Origin of the sequence: Streptomyces sp., assembly GCF_031181705.1 — a bacterium.
Taxonomy (GTDB): domain Bacteria; phylum Actinomycetota; class Actinomycetes; order Streptomycetales; family Streptomycetaceae; genus Streptomyces.
Window position 1 is genome coordinate 1 of sequence record NZ_JAPSKN010000102.1, and the last position, 17,872, is coordinate 17,872.

A 17,872-nucleotide genomic window follows, 5' to 3' on the forward strand; every position below is an offset into this window, starting at 1 on the left:
TGATCGCGGACCTCGAGTCGTATCCGCCGCTCGTCTTCGCGGGCGAGTGCGACCAGCTGCGCGCCCGGATGGCGGCCGTCGCCAAGGGAGAGGCGTTCCTCCTCCAGGGCGGCGACTGCGCCGAGGCGTTCGACGCGGTGTCCGCGGACCAGATCCGCAACAAGCTGAAGACCTTGCTCCAGATGGGCGCCGTGCTGACGTACGCCGCGTCCGTGCCGGTCGTGAAGGTCGGCCGGATCGCCGGCCAGTACTCCAAGCCGCGCTCCAAGCCGACCGAGACCCGCGACGGCGTGACGCTGCCGACCTACCGCGGCGACTCCGTCAACGGCTTCGACTTCACCGAAGAGGCCCGGATCCCGGACCCCGAGCGGCTGAAGCGGATGTACCACGCCTCCGCCTCCACGCTGAACCTGGTGCGCGCCTTCACCACCGGCGGTTACGCCGACCTGCGCCAGGTCCACGCCTGGAACCAGGACTTCGTGAAGTCCTCCCCGTCGGGGCAGCGCTACGAGCAGCTCGCCCGCGAGATCGACCAGGCGCTCAACTTCATGCACGCCTGCGGGGCGGACCCGGAGGAGTTCAAGACCGTCGAGTTCTTCTCCTCGCACGAGGCGCTGCTGCTCGACTACGAGTCCGCCCTGACCCGGGTGGACTCGCGCACGGGGCAGCTGTACGACGTCTCCGCGCACATGGTGTGGATCGGCGAGCGCACCCGGCAGCTGGACCACGCGCACATCGAGTTCGCGTCGCGGATCCGCAACCCGATCGGCATCAAGCTGGGCCCGACGACCACGGCCGAGGAGGCGCTGCAGTACATCGAGCGCCTCGACCCGGAGCGCGAGCCCGGCCGGCTGACCTTCATCGTCCGCATGGGCGCCGACAAGGTCCGCGACAAGCTCCCCGAGCTGGTCGAGAAGGTCACCGCCTCCGGCGCGACCGTGGCCTGGGTGACCGACCCGATGCACGGCAACACCTTCGAGGCGGCCTCCGGGCACAAGACCCGCCGCTTCGACGACGTGCTCGACGAGGTCAAGGGCTTCTTCGAGGTCCACAAGGAGCTCGGCACGCACCCGGGCGGCATCCACGTGGAGCTCACCGGCGACGACGTCACCGAATGCGTGGGCGGCGGCGACGAGATCTTCGTCGACGATCTGCACCAGCGCTACGAGACGGCCTGCGACCCGCGGCTCAACCGCAGCCAGTCGCTGGACCTGGCGTTCCTCGTGGCGGAGATGTACAGGGACCAGTAGCGGGCCCGCCCGTTACCGGGCATCGACTGGGGCGCGGATCACACACGATCCGCGCCCCTCTCGACTTTTCCGCCTCCGACCCGGCGGGTAAGGTTAGGTTTGCCTCACCGATCAGCGGGGACGGCATCACAGAACGAACCCGTCGGGAGGTGGACCGCGTGTACGTCTGCAGTTGCTTCGGGATCACCGAGCAGCAGGTCAAGCAGCACGCGGACAGCGGCGCCTGCACCCCCCGTCAGATCGCCTCCGCCTGCAAGGCGGGCACGGACTGCGGGTCGTGCGTCCGCCGGATCCAGGCGATCCTGGGCAGGGGCAACTGCCCCCGCCGCGAGCTGGCCGACCGGGGCGAGCCGGTGCTCGCCGAGCTGGAAGACGCCGCCTGACGGCAGGCCTAGCTCGGCTGCTCGATCTGCTGCGCGATGTACAGCGCCTCACCCAGCTTCTCGATCAGCTCCAGCTGCGTGTCCAGGTAGTCGATGTGGTGCTCCTCGTCCGCGAGGATCTCCTCGAAGATGTTCGCCGACGTGATGTCACCCTTGCTGCGCATCACCTCGATCCCGCGCCTGAGGCGGTCGATGGCCTCGACCTCGATCTGCCGGTCGGCCTGGAACATCTCGGTGACCGTCTGACCGACCCGGACGTGGAAGAGCCGCTGGTAGTTGGGCAGCCCGTCCAGCATGAGGATGCGCTCGGTGATCTTGTCCGCGTGCTTCATCTCGTCGATGGATTCTTCACGCGTGTACTTGGCGAGCTTGGTCCAGCCTTTGTTGTCCTGGATCCGGTAGTGCAGCCAGTACTGGTTGATCGCCGTCAGCTCGCCGGTCAACTGCTCGTTCAGGAATTCGAGGACCTCGGGGTCGCCCTGCATCGCAGAGGCTCCTTCCAACGCGGGGGAACTGGCAGGTTGCGCCGCATGATTCCACCGGCGGCGAAGATCGTCCAGTAAGTCTTCACTTAGTAAGTAAGGGCATGCTTAGTGGAAAATGCCTGGTTTGCGGTGGCCCCGGTGAGGGGCATCACCCGAGGTCTGTCAGGATGGAGGCATGGGTCAGCCGCTGGAAAACGCATCGGGAGAAGGGCGCGATGCGGCCGGAGAGACGCAGCCCGGACTCCCCCCGGGGCAGCGGGTGCAGCGCGGCTGGCCGGTCACGCACTACGGGCCCGTCCCCAAGTTCCGGCCCGAGCGCTGGGAGTTCCGGGTCTTCGGCGCCACCGCCGACGGCGGCAAGCACTGCTGGACCCACGAGGAGTTCACGGCCCTGCCCCACACCAGCGTCGTGGCCGACCTGCACTGCGTCACGAAGTTCAGCATGCTGGGCGCCGAGTGGGGCGGCATCCCCGCCCGGACGATCCTCGACCTCGCCCCGCCCGCGGACGACGTCACCCATGTGATGGTGTGGGCCGAGTACGGATTCAGCTCCAACCTGCGGCTGACCGACTTCGCGGACGACCGGGTCCTGTTCGCCACCCACAAGGACGGCGAGCTCCTCACCGCCGAGCACGGCTTCCCGCTGCGCCTGATCGTGCCCCACCTGTACGCCTGGAAGGGCCCCAAATGGGTGCGCGGCGTGGAGTACATGACCGCCGACCGGCGCGGGTTCTGGGAGGAGCGCGGCTACCACAACATCGGCGACCCCTGGCGGGAGCAGCGCTACTCGTACCAGGAGGAACCGGGGGACGGCCCCGACCTCTGAGGCGTCAGCCGTCGCGCAGCTTCTTCAGCCGCTCCACGTCCGCGGCGTGCCCCTCCCTGCCGCCCGGCGTCTCGATGATCAGCGGCACGCCCGCGGTCGCCGGGTGCGTCATCAGGGCGCGGAACGGGTCCTCGCCGATGTGGCCGGCGCCGATGTTCTCGTGCCGGTCCTTGTGGGCGCCCACCACGTCCTTGGAGTCGTTGGCGTGGATCAGCTTCAGCCGGCCCTCGCCGACCGTGTCCAGAAGCAGGTCCAGCGTCTGGTGCATGCCGCTCGGGCCGGTCAGGTCGTGCCCGGCCGCGAAGATGTGGCAGGTGTCCAGGCACACCCCCAGCATCGGGTGGGCGTCCAGCGCCTCGAAGTACGGGCCGAAGTCCCACGTCCGGGAGCACAGAGAGGCGCCCTGGCCGGCCGTCGACTCCAGCAGCAGGAACGGGTCGTCGTCGTGGGTCAGCTCGTCGAGCAGCGGAAGCAGGTGCTCGCGCACCTGCTTCAGCGCCACCGACCGGTCCCGTCCGCCGGTCGCGCTGCCCGTGTGCACCACCACGCCCCGCGCCCCGATCTGACGACCCCGCCGCAGCGAGTGCCGCAGCGACTCCACCGACCGCTGTGCGGTCGCCTCGGTGTGCGAGCCGAAGTTGATCAGGTAGGGGGCGTGCACGTACGCGGGGATCGACTCGGCCTCGCACACCGCGCGGAACGCCTCGTCCTGCTGCGGGTTCCCGGCCGGGGTGGCCCAGCCGCGCGGGTTGGCGACGAAGACCTGGACGGTCTCCGCCCCCAGGTCACGGGCGTACGACAGGCCGACGCGGTGGAGGCCGCCGGCCACCGGGACATGGCCGCCCACGGGGTTGCGGGTGGGGCCGGACAGCTGACTGTTCACCCGTTCAGGGTGTCATGCGGCCGGCCGTGCCCGGCCGCGGGCCCCGGCCGTCACCTGATCTCGATCGTGATCGTCGAGCCCTTGGGCGCCGTCTCGCCACCCTCGACCGACTGGCCCTTGACGGTGTCGCCGAACAGGCCGAGCAGGCCGCGGTCCTCGTCGACCTGGAACCCGGCGCCCTCCAGCGCCTGGCGTGCCTCGTCGACGCTGTCGCCGACCACGTCCGGCACCTGGATCATCTCGGGGCCCTTGGACAGCGTCAGCGTCACCGTGTCGCCCTCGGCCGCCCGGCCTCCGGCGTTCGGGCTCTGCTTCACGACCCGGCCCTTGTCGAACTCCGCGGAGTTGACCCGCTCGGTGGCGATCCTCACCTTCAGGCCGGCGTCCTCCAGCTCGGCCCGGGCGTCGGCCTCGTCGTCACCGGTGACGTCGGGGACGTCGATCGGGCTGCCCTTGCTGACGACGAGCGCGACGGCCGTGCCCGCGCGCACCTTCGTGCCGTCCGCCGGCCGGGCCGAGACCACCGAGCCGCGCGGCACGTCCTCGCTGAACGCGCGCGTGACCATGCCCGGCTCCAGCCCGTCCTGCTTCAGCAGGGACCGGGCCTCGGCCAGCTTCCGGCCGGCCAGGGCGGGCACGCGCACCGTCTCGGGGCCGTCCGAGACGGTGATGCTCACCGCGTCGTTGCCGCGGATGCGCGTCCCGGCCTCGGGGTCGCTGCTGATGACCTGGCCGCGCTCGACGGTGTCGCTGTGGGCGTGCTCGACCTTGCCGAGCTCCAGGCCGGCGTCCGCCAGCCGGTCCTCGGCCTGGGCCTGGGTCTTGGCCAGCAGCGGGGGGACCTCGGTGAACTGGCCCGAGTTGATGTACCAGATGCCCGTGCCCAGGCCGAGCACGAGCAGGACGGCCACCACGATCGTCATCGGGCCGCGCCGGGACCCCGTACGGCGCCTGGGCGCAGGCGGCGGGGAGGCGAAGCGGCTCGTGCGGTGCAGCTCCGCCCCGGGTGCCTCGTCCTCGTTCACCGGCAGCGGGCGCGGCGTGGTCAGCGCGCGCGGGATCACGCTCGTGCGGTCGTCGGCGTTGTCGTGTCCGGCCGCGAGCGCCTGCGGCGGCACCGAGTCCAGCTGCTCCTCGCTCAGCCGGCCGCGTCCCTCGCGGACCTGGGCGAGCAGCGCCACGGCGTCGTAGGGGCGGATCTCCGGCGTGCGGGCGGTGGCCGAGGCCACCATCTCGTCCAGCTCGTGGGCCAGGCCCGGGACGGCGGCCGAGGGGGGCGGGACGTCCTCGTGCAGGTGCTTGTAGAGGATCACGGCGGGGGAGTCCCCGTCGTGCGGCTTGTCGCCGGTCAGCATCTCGTGGAGCATCACGCCGCACGCGTAGACGTCGACGCGGGGGTCCGCCGTGCCGTTCTCTATCTGCTCGGGGGCGAGGTACGACACCGTGCCCAGCACCGTGCCCGTGGTGTTGGTCACCGTGTCCACCGCCCGGACGAGCCCGAAGTCGGCGACCTTGACCCGGCCGTCGTCCCCGATGAGGACGTTCTCGGGCTTCATGTCGCGGTGCACGAACCCGGCGCGGTGCGCGGCGCCCAGGGCGGCCAGCACCGGCTCCAGGATGTCCAGCGCGGCCCGCGGCTGCAGCGCCCCGCGCTCGCGCAGCACGTCCCGCAGCGTGCAGCCCGCGACGTACTCCATGGCCAGGTAGACGTAACCGCCGTCGGTGCCCTGGTCGAAGACCTGCACCACGTTCGGGTGGGCCAGCCGGGCGACCGACTTCGCCTCGCGGATGAACCGCTCGACGAACGAGGCGTCGACGGCGAGGGCGGGGTGCATCACCTTGAGCGCGAGGACCCGGTCGAGTCGGGTGTCCACGGCCCGGTAGACCGTGGCCATCCCGCCGACCGCGATCCGCGCGTCGACGCGGTACCGGCCGTCGAGCAGCTGCCCGACCAAGGGGTCCTGAAGGGTCGTGTCCACGCAGGGGAGTCTACGAGCCGGGACCGACAGCCCTGCTCCACCGGCCGATCCGGGGCGGGACTGCAGCCGTCCTGTGACGTCTGCCCTACGGGAAGGCGGGACGCTCCGGATCCAGCACCGCCATGCCCTCGGCCGGCGACGACGCCTCGGCGAAGTGCCGCCGCGGGATCCGCCCGGCCCGGTAGGCCAGCCGCCCCGCCTCCACGGCGTGCCGCATGGCGTCGGCCATCAGCACCGGCTCCTGCGCCCGCGTCACCGCCGAGGCGAGCATCACACCCGCGCACCCCAGCTCCATGGCCAGCGCCGCGTCCGACGCCGTCCCGGCCCCCGCGTCCAGGATCACCGGCACGCGCGCGTGCTCGACGATCAGCCGGAAGTTGTGCGGGTTGCGGATGCCGAGCCCGGAGCCGATCGGCGAGCCGAGCGGCATGACCGCGGCGCAGCCCACGTCCTCCAGCTTCCGGGCCAGCACCGGGTCGTCGTTGGTGTACGGCAGCACTGTGAACCCGTCGTCGACCAGCGTCTCGGCCGCCTCCAGCAGCTCGATCGGGTCCGGCAGCAGGGTGCGCTCGTCGGCGATGACCTCCAGCTTGATCAGGTCGGTGCCGAGGGCCTCGCGCGCGAGACGGGCCGTGAGGACGGCCTCGCCTGCGGTGAAGCAGCCCGCGGTGTTGGGCAGCACCCGGATGCCGAGCCGGTCCAGGACGGACAGCACCGAGCCGTGCACCGAGGGGTTCACACGGCGCATCGCGACCGTGGTCAGCTCCGTCCCGGACGCCACCAGGGACCGCTCCAGCACGTCGAGGCTGGGCGCCCCGCCGGTGCCCATGATCAGGCGGGAGGTGAAGGTCGTACCCCCGAGGACGAACGGATCGTCGGCCATGGTCAGCCTCCTTGGACGGCGGTGAGGACCTCCACGCGGTCTCCCTCGGTGAGGGGCGTGGACGGCCACTGGGCGCGCGGGACGACGGTTTCGTTGAGCGCGGCGGCCACTCCCGAGGGCGATGCGGTGAGCGACCTCACGACGGTGTCGAGAGCCGTGCCGGGCCGGACGTCCCGGGGCTCCCCGTTGACGGAGATGTTCATGCGGGCTGCTCCGTGAGTGCGGTGACGGTGCTGAAGCGCTTGGGGGTGAACGGACGGGCCTCCTCCGGGAGTTCACCCGTGACCAGGGCGTGCGCCAGGGTGTCGCCGGTGACCGGCGTGAGCAGGACGCCGTTGCGGTGGTGCCCGGTGGCCAGCAGCAGGCCCTCCAGGCCGGTGGGGCCGAGCAGGGGCGCGTTGTCGGGGGAGCCGGGGCGCAGTCCGGCCCGGGTCTCGGTGAGCGGCAGCTCGGTGATGCCCGGGACCAGCTCGTGGGCGTCGCGCAGCAGCTCGTACACGCCGCCCGCGGTCACGGTGGTGTCCCAGCCGAGCTCCTCGCTGGTCGCCCCGACGACCAGCTCGCCGCTCTCGCGCGGCACCAGGTAGACATGGCTGCCGCGCACGACCGCGCGCACCGTCCGGCTCAGGAACGGCCCGTGCCGCCCCGGCATGGCCAGCCGCAGGACCTGGCCCTTCACGGGCCGCACCGGCGGCAGCACGTCCCGCGGCACCCCGGCGAGGCGCCCGCTCAGGCTGCCCCCGGCCAGCACGACCTGCCCGGCGCCCAGCGCGGTGCCGTCGGCCGTGACGGCGCCGGCGGCCCGGTCCCCGGAGACGGTGAGCCGCTCGGCCCACACCCGGTGGAAGACCACACCGGCCCGCTCGCACGCGACGACCAGCGCCCCGGCCAGCCGCCGGGGGTCGATCTGGTGATCGCCGTCCACCCGTAGGCCCCCGCGCACGCCCGGCGCGAGCATCGGCTCCAGGCGCCGGCACTCGCGCCCCGACAGCCACTGGGAGTCCAGCCCCGACTGCCGCTGCAGGGCGTGCAGCTCACGCAGGTGGGCCCGGTCGTCGGCGTCCAGGGCCACGGCGAGCGTGCCGCAGCGGCGGTAGCCGAGGTCGTGGCCGGTCAGCTCGGTGAGCTCGGCCGCGAAGTCCGGGTAGCGCCGGGCGGAGGCGAGGTTCAGGCCGAGCAGGGTCTGCTCGCCGTAGTGCAGTTCCGTGACGGCGGCCAGCATCCCGGCCGCCACCTGCGCGGCCCCGCCGCCCGGCTCGGGGTCGACCACCGCCGTGGCGAGCCCGCGCTGCGCGGCCCGCCAGGCCGTGACCAGCCCGATGATCCCGCCCCCGATGACGAGGACGTCTGAGGTCGGCGTACGCGACATGGGCGTCCAGCCCCTCCCTTCGCCGGCATGACCCGGATCAGGTTCGTACGGTCGGAGGCCGCCAGCCTCCCTCTCAGCCCGGTGCGTCCGGGCTCCCGCGAGTCTCTGCGCGCACCACCCTAGCCGGACGCCGTGGGCCGCAGTAAGGGAGCCTCCGTACGGAACCGGCCACTGAGGCGTCGTACGCGGGCCGTTTGCGGGTACTCGGAGGGGAGGACCCGGGTGGCGGGGCGGGCGTTGTGGAGCAGGTCACGGCGCATGGGCACTGACTGACGCGACGTCAGCTGACTATGGTGATCAGGTGAGCGAGCAGACGCAGGAACCAGGGGCGTCCGCGCCGCGGCGCGTGGTCGTGGCGGGCGCGGGCATGGCCGGTGTGCAGACCGCGGTCGCGCTGCGGGAGCGGGGTTTCGCCGGCACGGTGCTGCTGATCGGCGCCGAGCCCCACCAGCCCTACGACCGGCCGCCGTTGTCCAAGGCCGTCCTGCTGGGCAAGTCCGAGGGCTCCGCCTTCGACGTCGACTTCGAGGCCCTGGGCATCGAACTGCGGCTCGGCTGCGAGGTGCTGGGCGTGCGTCCCGGCGATCACGAACTGGACACCGAGGACGGGCCCGTGCCCTACGACGTCCTGGTGGTCGCCACCGGTGCCGAACCGGTCGGGCTGCCCGGCGCGGAGGGCGTGCCCGGCGTGCACCTGCTGCGCACCCTGGACGACGCCGAGCGGCTGCGGCCGGTCCTCGCCCGCCAGCACGACATCGTGGTCGTCGGCGCGGGCTGGATCGGCGCGGAGTTCGCCACCGCCGCGCGCGAGGCGGGCTGCGCGGTGACCGTCGTGGAGGCCGCCGAACGGCCGCTCGCCGGGGCGCTGCCCGCCGAGGTCGCCGCCCCCATGGCCGGCTGGTACGCCGACGCGGGGGCGGTGCTGCGCACGCACGCGCGCGTGGAGCGCGTCGAACCCGGCGCGGTCGTCCTCGACGACGGCTCGCGGCTGCCCGCGGGCGCGGTCGTGGTCGGCATCGGCGCCCGCCCGGCGACGGCCTGGCTCGCCGGCTCCGAAATCGAGCTGGGCGGCCACGGCGAGATCAAGGCCGACGCGCACCTGCGCACGTCGGTGCCGGACGTGTACGCGGTCGGCGACTGCGCCTCCTTCCCCTCGGGGCGCTACGGCGAGCGCCTGCTCGTGCACCACTGGGACAACGCCCTGCAGGGGCCGCGCACGGTCGCCGCGAACATCGTCGGCCGGGCCACGGGCGAGCCGCCGGCCGTCTACGACCCGGTCCCGTACTTCTGGTCCGAGCAGTTCGGCCGGTTCGTGCAGTTCGCCGGGCACCTCGCGGACGCCGACCGGACCCTGTGGCGCGGTGACCCGTCCGGTCCGGCCTGGACGGTGTGCTGGCTGCGCGACGGACGGCTGGTCGCGCTGCTGGCGGTGGGCCGCCCCCGCGACCTGGCCCAGGGCCGCCGTCTGATCGAGTCGGGCACGCCGATGGACCCGGTGCTGCTGGCGGACCCGGCCCGGCCGATGAAGGCGGCCGCGGCGTAGCGCCCGCGGCCCGGTGAGCGGCACGGGTCGGCGGCCCGCTGTCCGGGCGGGTGCCGGGCCCGGCGCGTCCGCCCGGGTGGACCGGGTCGGCTTCCGGCTGTCAGTGGCGGATGGCAGGCTTGTTCCGTGACCGAGATTGACGCAAAGATCGATGCTCTCGTGCCTGCCTGGCTCACCCTCCCCGACATCGCCGAACAGCTCGGCGTCGAGGTGACGCGGGTGCGGCAGCTGGTCAGGGAGGGCCAGCTCATCGCCGTACGCCGCGGTGAGAACCGCGCGCTGCACGTCCCCGCGGACTTCATCGACGGGGACAAGGTCGTCAAGGGCCTGTCCGGGACCCTGACGCTCCTGCGGGACGACGGCTTCACGGTCGAAGAGATGCTGGAGTGGCTCTTCACCCCCGACCCGTCCCTGCCCGGCACCCCCGCGCAGGCACTCCGTGAGAATCGCGGCACGGAGGTGAAGCGCCGCGCCCAGGCGCTCGCGGTCTGACCGACCTCGACCGGACAGCCGTCCGGCACCGCGCGAGCGGGACCGGACCTGAACAACCGCCCGTAGGGGGCCGTGACCCGCGAGGTCACGGCCCGGGCGCGGGCCATGCCCGTGCGGGGCCCACAGGCGGGCCCGGGCCGGCCGAGGGGCAGGCGTAGGGTGCCCGAGGCGTCATGGCGGGCCGGGGCCTTCCCCGCGACCGCACACGCACCCGTACGGCACCGACGTACCGCGGGCGCACCCCCGCGGCACCGACCTCCAGGGGGACACCCATGCCCGGCACCGCCACCACCGCCCGCGCCCGGCTCGCCGACGCCCGGGTCTACCTGTGCACCGACGCCCGCAAGCGGCAGGGCGATCTCGCGGAGTTCCTGGACGCCGTGCTGGCGGGCGGCGTCGACATCGTGCAGCTGCGCGACAAGGGCATGGAGGCCGCCGAGGAGCTGGAGCACCTGGCCGTCCTCGCCGACGCCTGCGCCCGGCACGGCAAGCTGCTCGCGGTCAACGACCGCGCGGACGTCGCCCACGCCGCCGGCTCGGACGTGCTCCACCTCGGCCAGGGCGACCTCCCGGTTCCCGCGGCCCGCGCGATCCTCGGCGACGACGTCCTGATCGGCCGCTCCACGCACGCCGCGTCCGAGGCCGCCGCGGCCGCCGCGCAGGACGGCGTGGACTACTTCTGCACCGGCCCGTGCTGGCCCACCCCCACCAAGCCCGGCCGCCACGCCCCCGGCCTGGACCTGGTCCGGTACACCGCCGCGCTCGGCACCGACCGCCCCTGGTTCGCCATCGGCGGCATCGACCTGACCACGCTCGACCAGGTCCTGGAGGCGGGCGCCCGGCGCGTCGTCGTCGTACGGGCGATCACCGAGGCCGACGACCCCGGCGCGGCGGCGGCCGAGTTCGCCAAGCGGCTGCGGGAGCGGTAGCCCGGCCGGCGGTCCCGGGAGGGCCCGCCACGGGACGGATTGTCCAAGGGGTGGACAGCAAGTGGACAAACAGTGCAAATCGCAGCGCCCGGTTGGGGGACCGACGGCCCCTGGCTAACCTGCCCGTATGGCCCTCGGCACCGCATCCATCAGGTCGGACCACGCGCGCACCGTCCGCGACATGCTCGCGACCGGCAAGACGACGTACTCGTTCGAGTTCTACGCCCCGAAGACCCCGAAGGGCGAGCGGATGCTGTGGAACGCGCTGCGGCGGGTCGAGGCCGTGGCGCCCGACTTCGTCTCCGTGACCTACGGCGCCGGCGGTTCCACCCGCGCGGGCACGGTCAAGGCGACCGAGGCGATCGCCTCCGACACCACCCTCACCCCGATCGCCCACCTCACCGCGGTCGACCACTCGGTGGCCGACCTGCGCAACATCATCGGCCAGTACGCGGACGCCGGGATCCGCAACATGCTCGCCCTGCGCGGCGACCCGCCCGGCGACCCGATGGGGGAGTGGGTGCCGCACCCCCGCGGCCTGGCCTACGCCGCCGAGCTCGTCGAACTGATCAAGGCGTCCGGCGACTTCTGCGTCGGCGTCGCCGCCTTCCCGGCGATGCACCCGCGCTCCACCGACTGGGACACCGACGTCCGCCACTTCGTCGACAAGTGCCGCGCGGGCGCCGACTACGCCATCACGCAGATGTTCTTCCATCCGGAGGACTACCTGCGGCTGCGCGACCGCGTCTCGGCGGCCGGCTGCGACACCCCGATCATCCCCGAGGTCATGCCGATCACCAGCGTGCGGTCGCTGGAGCGGATCGGCTCGCTCACCAACGCCGAGTTCCCGGCCGCCCTGAAAGAGCGGATCCTCACAGCAGAAGACGATCCGGCCGCTGTACGCTCCATTGGGATCGAATTCGCCACGGAGTTCTGCGCGCGGCTGCTCGCCGAGGGTGTGCCCGGCCTGCACTTCATCACGCTCAACAACTCCACCGCGACACTGGAGATCTACGAGAACCTGGGCCTGCACCACTCATCGCAGGCCTAGACCGTTCGCACCGGTATACGACACACTGCGTAGCGGCCACTGGGAGAGGGGCGTACATGGGCTGGGCGGTCCTCTACATCGCGTTCGGCATCGTCGCGCTGTGGCTGCTGGGCGAGGTGCTGCTGCAGTACAAGGCGCGGCTGCGCTGGCGGCTGCTGGCCTTCGTCGGCTTCCTCGGCGTCGTGGTCGGGGTGCTCATCCCGTCCGTCGTCGTGATCGGCCTGGGCGCGGCCGCCTTCGCGGTGGGGCAGACCTACGTCACCCTCTCCTTCCGCAGCGGCTTCGCGGCCGGCTGGGCGGTCAACGCCCCGATGCTCGGCGGCAGCAAGCGCCGGGGCCGCAGCGAGCGCGGCCGCCAGGAGCCGACCCTGGAGGTCTCCGGTCTGGAGGCGGCCGACGGCGGCTACGGCGACGGAGCCGGCGGCCACCGCAGCGTCACCGCCTACGGCCAGGACGACGACTACGACCGCGACGACGTCTTCACACCGGCGCGCCCCGGCCGGGACACCGCCGCCGAGGCCACCTCCGTCTACGAGCCGCAGCCCATGCCCGAGGACACCGGCTCCTACGGCGTCTACGGCGACAACGGCTACCCCCGGCCGGATGCCCCGCAGCACGACCAGTACGCCGCCCAGAACGGCGAGCAGTCCTACGCCTACGACTACTCCGGCTACGCCCAGCAGCAGGGCTACGACGCGGGCGGCCAGCAGCAGTACGCCGCCTACTCCGACCCGTACATCGGCTCCTCGAACTACGGCGGGGCACCGTACGACAGCGGCTACGGCGACCAGCAGTACTACGCCCAGCAGCAGGCGTACGGGCAGGACCCGTACGCCGGGACCCACGGCGGCGAGACCCCGCCCGGCGGCGTGTGGGTGCCGCAGCAGCGCAACACCGACGAGTACGGGCAGGAGCTGCCGCCCGAGCAGGCCTACCCCTACCAGGGCGGCGGGCAGCAGCCGCACGGCAACGGATTCGACGAGCAGTACCGTTTCTGAAGCCGTCTTGAGCCCCCTTGAGCCCTCGTAAGCCCTCTTGAGCGCCCGGGCCGGGGGCCGGGCCGGTCACTGGGAGCCCCGGAACTCCGGCCCCTCCACGATCAGTCCCGCGACCAGCGCCCCCGACATGCCCGCGTGCGGCAGCCCACCGCCCGGATGCGCCCAGCCGCCCACGGCGAACAGGCCGGGCACCCGCGTGCCGTTGGACGGGTGCAGCAACCGCCCCCCGGCCGCCGCCAGCGCGGGGACGGGCACCGCGCCGCCCTCCGCGCCCGTCGCCTCCGCGATGTCGGCCGGGGTGAGCACCTCCCGCCACAGCAGACGGTCGCGCAGCCCGGGGACGGCCCGCTCGGCGGCGGCGATCACGCGCTCGGCCAGAGCGTCGTAGGGCCCGTCCGGCCGCGCGGGCACCACCGTCGTCAGCGAGACCGCCTCGTGGCCCTCCGGGGCCGACCGCGGGTCGCCGGGCCGCAGGACCGTCACGGTCGGCTGCGCGTCCGGCGCCGCCGAGCCGAACAGGGCCGCCAACTCCGCCTCCCGGTCCGGGGCGTGCACCACCGTGCGGTGGGCCGTGCCCTCGGGGCGGGCACCGCGCAGGGCGAGCAGGACGGTCAGCCGGCTGGCCGCCGCCGGCTGCGGCGGCACCTCGCCGTCGGCCCGCACGCCACGGCCCGCCGTCAGCCCGTCCAGCGCTCCGGGCGCGACCCCTGCCACCACGAAGTCGGCCTCGGCGACCGTCCCGTCGGTCAGTTCGATCCCGCAGGCCCGGCCGTCCTTCTCCCGCACGGCGGTGACTCCGGCGCCGAAGTGGAACTCGACCCGCCGGGCCACGCACCGCTCGTACACCGCACGGGCCAGTTCGCGCAGCCCGCCGCGCACGTACCACGTGCCGAAGGCGTGCTCCATGTACGGCAGGACGGCCGCGCTCGCCGGGGTGGTCCGCGGGTCCAGGCCCTGCGCGAGGGCGTACCCCTCCAGCAGGGCCGTGAGCCGGGGGTCGCGCAGCTCCCAGGCCCCGACCTCGGCGAGCGTGCCCGCCCGGCGGGTGCGCAGCAGGCGCCGGTGGGGGACCGCCGGGTAGGGCTCGCGCTCGGCCAGCACCTGCCAGTTGGGCCACAGGGGCTCCTCCAGGAGCGGCCGGCGGGTCCGGTCCCAGGCCTCACGGGCCCGGACCAGGAAGTCGCCCCACCGCTCCCCGGCGCCCGCGCCCAGGGCCTCGTCCAGGGCGGTGACGACACCCGCGCGCGAGGCGTTCGGCAGCGACACCGCCGTGCCGTCCGCGAACACGTGCCGGGACGAGGGGTCGACCTGGACCAGCTCGACGCACGCCTCCAGCGGCTCCTTGCCGGTCTTGACGAACAGGTCGCGGTAGACGGCGGGCAGCGGGAGCAGGCCGGGGCCGGTGTCGAAGGAGAACCCGTCCCGCTCGAAGCGGCGCAGCGCTCCGCCGTAGGTGTCCGTCCGCTCGTACACCGCCACCCGGTGGCCCGCGACGGCCAGCCGGGCGGCGGCCGCCAGTGCGCCCATCCCGGCGCCGATCACCGCAATCCGTGCCATGCCAGGGACTTTATCCGTCCCCACCGACGTACCCGCCGGGCCACCCGGCGGGTACGGGCGCGGACGCGCTCGTGACCAGGCGGCGGCACGGCGGTGTGGGGCCGAGTGCGCAGGACTGAGTACCCGTACCTAGTGGGGGAGTTGAGTACGCGCGCGGATGGGGGACGACCTGCGCGAACGAGAGAGTGGAGACACGGAGAGGGGCTCGGCTCCGGCACCGGCGACACGGGGCGCCGGAACGGGGCCGGCCCGCGATCCGCTCCTTCCGCCGACCGTGTCGGCGGGAGCGAGGCACGGGGGAGAAGCGGGGGACGACCGCAACGGGGGTCCTGCGGGGGGACGTACGGGGGAGCAGGAGGAACAAACGGGGGAGCACGGAAGGCGCCGGTTCGAGGTGGCCCGCGGGGGACGCGGCCACAGCGGACCGGCGCTTTTCCACGGGCGCCGGCCGCGCTGTCAGCGGCAGCCGCTCACCCGCCCCTGGAGCAGCCGCGACAGGGCCGCGTGGACGTCGTCCAGGGAGCGCTCCGGCTGGAAGGACTTCCAGTCGAGCGCGGCCACCAGGACCATGCCGACCAGTGCCGCCGCCGTCAGCGGCACGTCGATCTCCTCGCTGAGCTCGCCGTTGCCGACCCCCTCGCGCAGGACGCCCTCCACGACCGCGACGGCCTCCTGCCGCACCACCATCAGCGTCGACTGCCAGGTCCGGTTCGTGCGCCACAGCTCGGCCACATAGAGCTGGGTGAAGGCCGGGTAGCGGTCGATGAAGACCAGGCCCGCGCGGATCATCGCGTCCAGCGCGTCCACCTTGCCGCCGCCGTCCCGGGCGGTGCGCTCGGCCGCTTCCCTGAGGGAGGCGGTGAGGAGCCCCACCCCGTGCCGCAGCAACTCCTCGAAGAGGACGGACTTGCTAGCGAAGTTGTAGTAGACCGTGCCCTTCGCGACCCCGGCGCGCTCGGCGATCTCGTCCACGGTCGTGGCGGAGAACCCCTGCTCGGCGATGAGCGTGACGGCCGCCTCGTAGAGCTTCTGCCGGGTGGCCTCGCGGCGCGTGCTGCCGCCCGACGCGGCACTGCTGCTTTCCATGGCCCTGATTGTCACAGGAACCTCTCCCGGAGAAGTGACGGAGGCGCTCACAGCGTCAGCTCCGGGTGCAGCCGGTCCAGCGTCCACACCTGGCGCCTGCGGGCCGCCACGGCGGTCAGCGCGAGGGCACCGGCGGTGAACGCCGTCAGCACCACGCACGCGTGCCACACCGGTTCGAGACCACCCCCGGTGATGAGGCGCCGCAGCGCCTCGACGACGTAGCTCATCGGCAGGAACGGATGCAGCGCGTTGAAGAAGCCGGGGCTGGTCTGCACGGGGTACGTGCCGCCCGCCGAGGTCAGCTGGAGCATCAGCAGCGCGAGGACGAGGATCCGGCCCGCCGCCCCGAAGCGCGCGTTCAGCCACTGCACGATCGCCGCGAAGCACGCCGTCACCAGGAACAGGAAGCCCACCGTCCCGGCCGCCCGCGCCATCTCCAGGCCGACCGCCCAGTGCAGCACCGACATCAGGGCCACCGTCTGCAGCACCCCGATCGCCACCACCGGCAGCCAGCCCGCCAGCGCGATCCGCCACGCCGGGGCGCCCGCGGCGAGCGCGCGCCGGTTCATCGGCGTGATCAGCATGTACGCCACCATCGCGCCCACCCACAGGGACAGCGGGATGAAGTACGGGGCGAACCCGGTGCCGTAGTTGGGCGCCTTGTGCAGATCCTGGGACGCGAGCCGTACGGGGTCGGCCATGACCTCGGTGCGCCGGTCGCGGTCCCGCTTGTCGTAGTCGGGGATCTTCTCCGCCCCGTCGTGCAGTCCCCCGGCGAGCTTGCCGGAGCCGTCGACGAGTTTGAAGATGCCGCCGTTGAGGTCGTCGGCGCCCGTCTTCAGCTCGCCGACACCCTTGTCCAGGTCGACGGCGCCGGTCTTGGCCTTGCCGAGCCCCGAGTGCAGCTTCTTCGCCCCCGCGGCGACCCGGGCGGCCCCGTCGTTCAGCTTGTTGATCTTCTTGACGGCGTCGTCGAGATCCTCGGAGAGGTGCGGCGCGCGGTCGGCCAGCGCCTGGGACTGCTTCTGCAGGGTGGCGAGGTTCTTGTCCAGCCGGTCCAGGTCGCCGTCCTGGTCCGCGATCAGGGTGTTGAGGTCGTCGGCGATGAGGGTGACGTCGGCGGCCGCTTCCTTGGCCTTCTTCAGATCGGCGCAGGCGGCGTCGGGCAGGGCCGGGTCCTCGCAGCGCCGGGCGTAGACGTCGGTCAGCGTGCCGGACGCGGCCCGGGCGCCCTTGGCGGCGGTCGGGGCCGTCTTCACCAGGGTGTCCAGGTGCTTGCGGATCGCCCCGGAGGAGTCGGCGACGAGCTGGGCCGTGTCGCCGATGGTCTTCTCGTTGCCCTTCAGGAAGGGGCGGACCTTGACCGCGGTGCCGTTGACCTTGTCGGCCAGCGTCTGGGTGCCGTCCGCGACGCCCTGCGAACCGTCCTGGAGGGCGCCGGCGCCCTTGGTGAGCTTCGTCAGCGCCTTCGAGAGCCTGCCACTGCCGTCCTTGGCGTCCTTCAGGCCGTCGGCGAGGTCCTTGGAGCCCTTCTCGGCCTTGCCGATGCCGCCCTTGAGCTTGTCGGCACCCTTGGCCGCCTGCACGGTCTCGCCGTGGATGTCGGAGAACGACACGAAGATCCTGTCCAGGAAGGAGCGCGAGGTCTTCGTCGACGCGGCCTGCCGCACCTCGCCGAACACGGTCCGGGAGATCTGGCCGACGATGTAGTTGTTGGCGTCGTTGGTGTGCACCTGCAGGGCGCCGGTCTCCGGGGTGTTCCCGGAGCTGGAGGCGATCCGCTCGCTGAAGTCGGCGGGCATGGTGAGCGACAGGTAGTACGTGCCGTCCTCGACGCCCCTGCGGGCCTCCGCGGCGCTGACCTCGCGCCAGTCGAAGGTCCTGCTGTCGCGCAGGCCCTTCGTGATCTCGTCGCCCGCCGCGATGCGTTTTCCGCCGGCGGTGGCCCCCCGGTCCTCGTTGACCAGCGCCACGGGGATGCGGTCCAGGCGGCCGTACGGATCCCAGAACGACCACAGGTACAGCGCGCCGTACAGCAGTGGCAGCACCAGCAGCGCCACGAGTGCGGCGCGCGGCAGCTTCCCCCGGCCGAAGCGGCGGAGCTCAAGCGCGGCCAGTCTCGGCGATCGCATCGGCCTTCCCCTTTCCCTGGTCTCCC

17 protein-coding genes and 1 riboswitch are annotated in these 17,872 nt (G+C 73.0%); of the genes, 8 read left to right on the forward strand and 9 right to left on the reverse strand.

Features of this window, described 5'->3' with window-relative positions; all coding sequences use genetic code 11:
- Both RIN80_RS19215 and RIN80_RS19220 read left to right on the forward strand, forming a co-directional pair.
- On the forward strand, positions 1 to 1,250 hold a 1,250-nt coding region (locus RIN80_RS19215), incomplete at its 5' end, for a class II 3-deoxy-7-phosphoheptulonate synthase (protein WP_309096841.1).
- Between the two features lie 149 nt (positions 1,251 to 1,399).
- On the forward strand, positions 1,400 to 1,633 hold the full coding sequence (locus tag RIN80_RS19220) for a (2Fe-2S)-binding protein (protein ID WP_309096842.1): 234 nt from the start codon (positions 1,400 to 1,402) through the stop codon (positions 1,631 to 1,633).
- A gap of 8 nt (positions 1,634 to 1,641) precedes the next feature.
- Here RIN80_RS19220 and bfr read toward each other — a convergent pair whose 3' ends face one another.
- Positions 1,642 to 2,118, reverse strand: coding sequence for a bacterioferritin (gene bfr / locus RIN80_RS19225; protein WP_309096843.1), 477 nt, complete (start codon positions 2,116 to 2,118; stop codon positions 1,642 to 1,644).
- Positions 2,119 to 2,293: 175 nt separating this feature from the next.
- On the opposite strand from bfr, the gene RIN80_RS19230 reads away from it, so the two are divergent.
- Positions 2,294 to 2,944 (forward strand): sulfite oxidase-like oxidoreductase, encoded by a 651-nt coding sequence (locus tag RIN80_RS19230; protein WP_309096844.1) that lies wholly within the window; start codon positions 2,294 to 2,296, stop codon positions 2,942 to 2,944.
- 4 nt (positions 2,945 to 2,948) lie between these two features.
- On the opposite strand, the gene RIN80_RS19235 is transcribed toward RIN80_RS19230, so the two are convergent.
- The 5 genes from RIN80_RS19235 to thiO all read right to left on the reverse strand — a co-directional run bounded on the left by RIN80_RS19235 (position 2,949) and on the right by thiO (position 8,058).
- A complete protein-coding gene (locus tag RIN80_RS19235; RefSeq protein ID WP_309096845.1) occupies positions 2,949 to 3,827 on the reverse strand; it encodes a deoxyribonuclease IV in 879 nt (292 codons plus the stop codon).
- A gap of 50 nt (positions 3,828 to 3,877) precedes the next feature.
- Positions 3,878 to 5,806: a Stk1 family PASTA domain-containing Ser/Thr kinase gene (pknB, locus tag RIN80_RS19240; protein ID WP_309096846.1), complete on the reverse strand. Its 1,929-nt coding sequence runs from the start codon at positions 5,804 to 5,806 to the stop codon at positions 3,878 to 3,880.
- An 85-nt stretch (positions 5,807 to 5,891) separates the two neighbouring features.
- Positions 5,892 to 6,689, reverse strand: a complete 798-nt coding sequence (locus RIN80_RS19245) for a thiazole synthase (RefSeq protein ID WP_309096847.1) — start codon at positions 6,687 to 6,689, stop codon at positions 5,892 to 5,894.
- A gap of 2 nt (positions 6,690 to 6,691) precedes the next feature.
- Positions 6,692 to 6,892 (reverse strand): sulfur carrier protein ThiS, encoded by a 201-nt coding sequence (gene thiS / locus RIN80_RS19250; RefSeq protein ID WP_309096848.1) that lies wholly within the window; start codon positions 6,890 to 6,892, stop codon positions 6,692 to 6,694.
- Positions 6,889 to 8,058, reverse strand: a complete 1,170-nt coding sequence (gene thiO / locus RIN80_RS19255; RefSeq protein ID WP_309096849.1) for a glycine oxidase ThiO — start codon at positions 8,056 to 8,058, stop codon at positions 6,889 to 6,891. Before thiO ends, thiS begins: the two co-directional genes overlap by 4 nt.
- Positions 8,056 to 8,167: riboswitch (TPP riboswitch) on the reverse strand. It overlaps the preceding gene by 3 nt.
- 192 nt (positions 8,168 to 8,359) lie before the next feature.
- Between thiO and RIN80_RS19260 the strand changes: the two genes are divergently transcribed.
- The 5 genes from RIN80_RS19260 to RIN80_RS19280 all read left to right on the forward strand — a co-directional run bounded on the left by RIN80_RS19260 (position 8,360) and on the right by RIN80_RS19280 (position 13,071).
- Complete coding sequence (locus RIN80_RS19260) at positions 8,360 to 9,601, forward strand: FAD-dependent oxidoreductase (protein ID WP_309096850.1); 1,242 nt, start codon at positions 8,360 to 8,362, stop codon at positions 9,599 to 9,601.
- A 126-nt stretch (positions 9,602 to 9,727) separates the two neighbouring features.
- Positions 9,728 to 10,093, forward strand: a complete 366-nt coding sequence (locus tag RIN80_RS19265) for an Rv2175c family DNA-binding protein (protein WP_309096851.1) — start codon at positions 9,728 to 9,730, stop codon at positions 10,091 to 10,093.
- 272 nt (positions 10,094 to 10,365) lie between these two features.
- A complete protein-coding gene (thiE, locus tag RIN80_RS19270; protein WP_309096852.1) occupies positions 10,366 to 11,022 on the forward strand; it encodes a thiamine phosphate synthase in 657 nt (218 codons plus the stop codon).
- Positions 11,023 to 11,149: 127 nt separating this feature from the next.
- The gene (gene metF, locus RIN80_RS19275) at positions 11,150 to 12,073 is read left to right on the forward strand and encodes a methylenetetrahydrofolate reductase [NAD(P)H] (protein WP_309096853.1); all 924 of its coding nucleotides are present in this window, start codon (positions 11,150 to 11,152) and stop codon (positions 12,071 to 12,073) included.
- A gap of 56 nt (positions 12,074 to 12,129) precedes the next feature.
- Positions 12,130 to 13,071, forward strand: coding sequence for a hypothetical protein (locus tag RIN80_RS19280; protein ID WP_309096854.1), 942 nt, complete (start codon positions 12,130 to 12,132; stop codon positions 13,069 to 13,071).
- 66 nt (positions 13,072 to 13,137) lie between these two features.
- Here RIN80_RS19280 and RIN80_RS19285 read toward each other — a convergent pair whose 3' ends face one another.
- From RIN80_RS19285 to RIN80_RS19295, 3 genes are all read right to left on the reverse strand, one after another.
- Complete coding sequence (locus RIN80_RS19285) at positions 13,138 to 14,628, reverse strand: NAD(P)/FAD-dependent oxidoreductase (RefSeq protein ID WP_309096855.1); 1,491 nt, start codon at positions 14,626 to 14,628, stop codon at positions 13,138 to 13,140.
- 456 nt (positions 14,629 to 15,084) lie between these two features.
- A complete protein-coding gene (locus tag RIN80_RS19290) occupies positions 15,085 to 15,714 on the reverse strand; it encodes a TetR/AcrR family transcriptional regulator (protein ID WP_309096856.1) in 630 nt (209 codons plus the stop codon).
- Between the two features lie 47 nt (positions 15,715 to 15,761).
- Positions 15,762 to 17,846 (reverse strand): YhgE/Pip domain-containing protein, encoded by a 2,085-nt coding sequence (locus RIN80_RS19295; RefSeq protein WP_309096857.1) that lies wholly within the window; start codon positions 17,844 to 17,846, stop codon positions 15,762 to 15,764.
- Positions 17,847 to 17,872: the final 26 nt, after the last annotated feature.

What these genes read in the sequence shown, in the direction of transcription:
- thiS (WP_309096848.1), bottom strand. Translation starts at nt 6,892, where the DNA reads ATGAACATCTCCGTCAACGGGGAGCCCCGGGACGTCCGGCCCGGCACG.
- RIN80_RS19295 (WP_309096857.1), bottom strand. Translation starts at nt 17,846, where the DNA reads ATGCGATCGCCGAGACTGGCCGCGCTTGAGCTCCGCCGCTTCGGCCGG.
- RIN80_RS19280 (WP_309096854.1), top strand. Translation starts at nt 12,130, where the DNA reads ATGGGCTGGGCGGTCCTCTACATCGCGTTCGGCATCGTCGCGCTGTGG.
- RIN80_RS19230 (WP_309096844.1), top strand. Translation starts at nt 2,294, where the DNA reads ATGGGTCAGCCGCTGGAAAACGCATCGGGAGAAGGGCGCGATGCGGCC.
- RIN80_RS19245 (WP_309096847.1), bottom strand. Translation starts at nt 6,689, where the DNA reads ATGGCCGACGATCCGTTCGTCCTCGGGGGTACGACCTTCACCTCCCGC.
- thiE (WP_309096852.1), top strand. Translation starts at nt 10,366, where the DNA reads ATGCCCGGCACCGCCACCACCGCCCGCGCCCGGCTCGCCGACGCCCGG.
- thiO (WP_309096849.1), bottom strand. Translation starts at nt 8,058, where the DNA reads ATGTCGCGTACGCCGACCTCAGACGTCCTCGTCATCGGGGGCGGGATC.
- bfr (WP_309096843.1), bottom strand. Translation starts at nt 2,118, where the DNA reads ATGCAGGGCGACCCCGAGGTCCTCGAATTCCTGAACGAGCAGTTGACC.
- RIN80_RS19285 (WP_309096855.1), bottom strand. Translation starts at nt 14,628, where the DNA reads ATGGCACGGATTGCGGTGATCGGCGCCGGGATGGGCGCACTGGCGGCC.
- RIN80_RS19290 (WP_309096856.1), bottom strand. Translation starts at nt 15,714, where the DNA reads ATGGAAAGCAGCAGTGCCGCGTCGGGCGGCAGCACGCGCCGCGAGGCC.
- metF (WP_309096853.1), top strand. Translation starts at nt 11,150, where the DNA reads ATGGCCCTCGGCACCGCATCCATCAGGTCGGACCACGCGCGCACCGTC.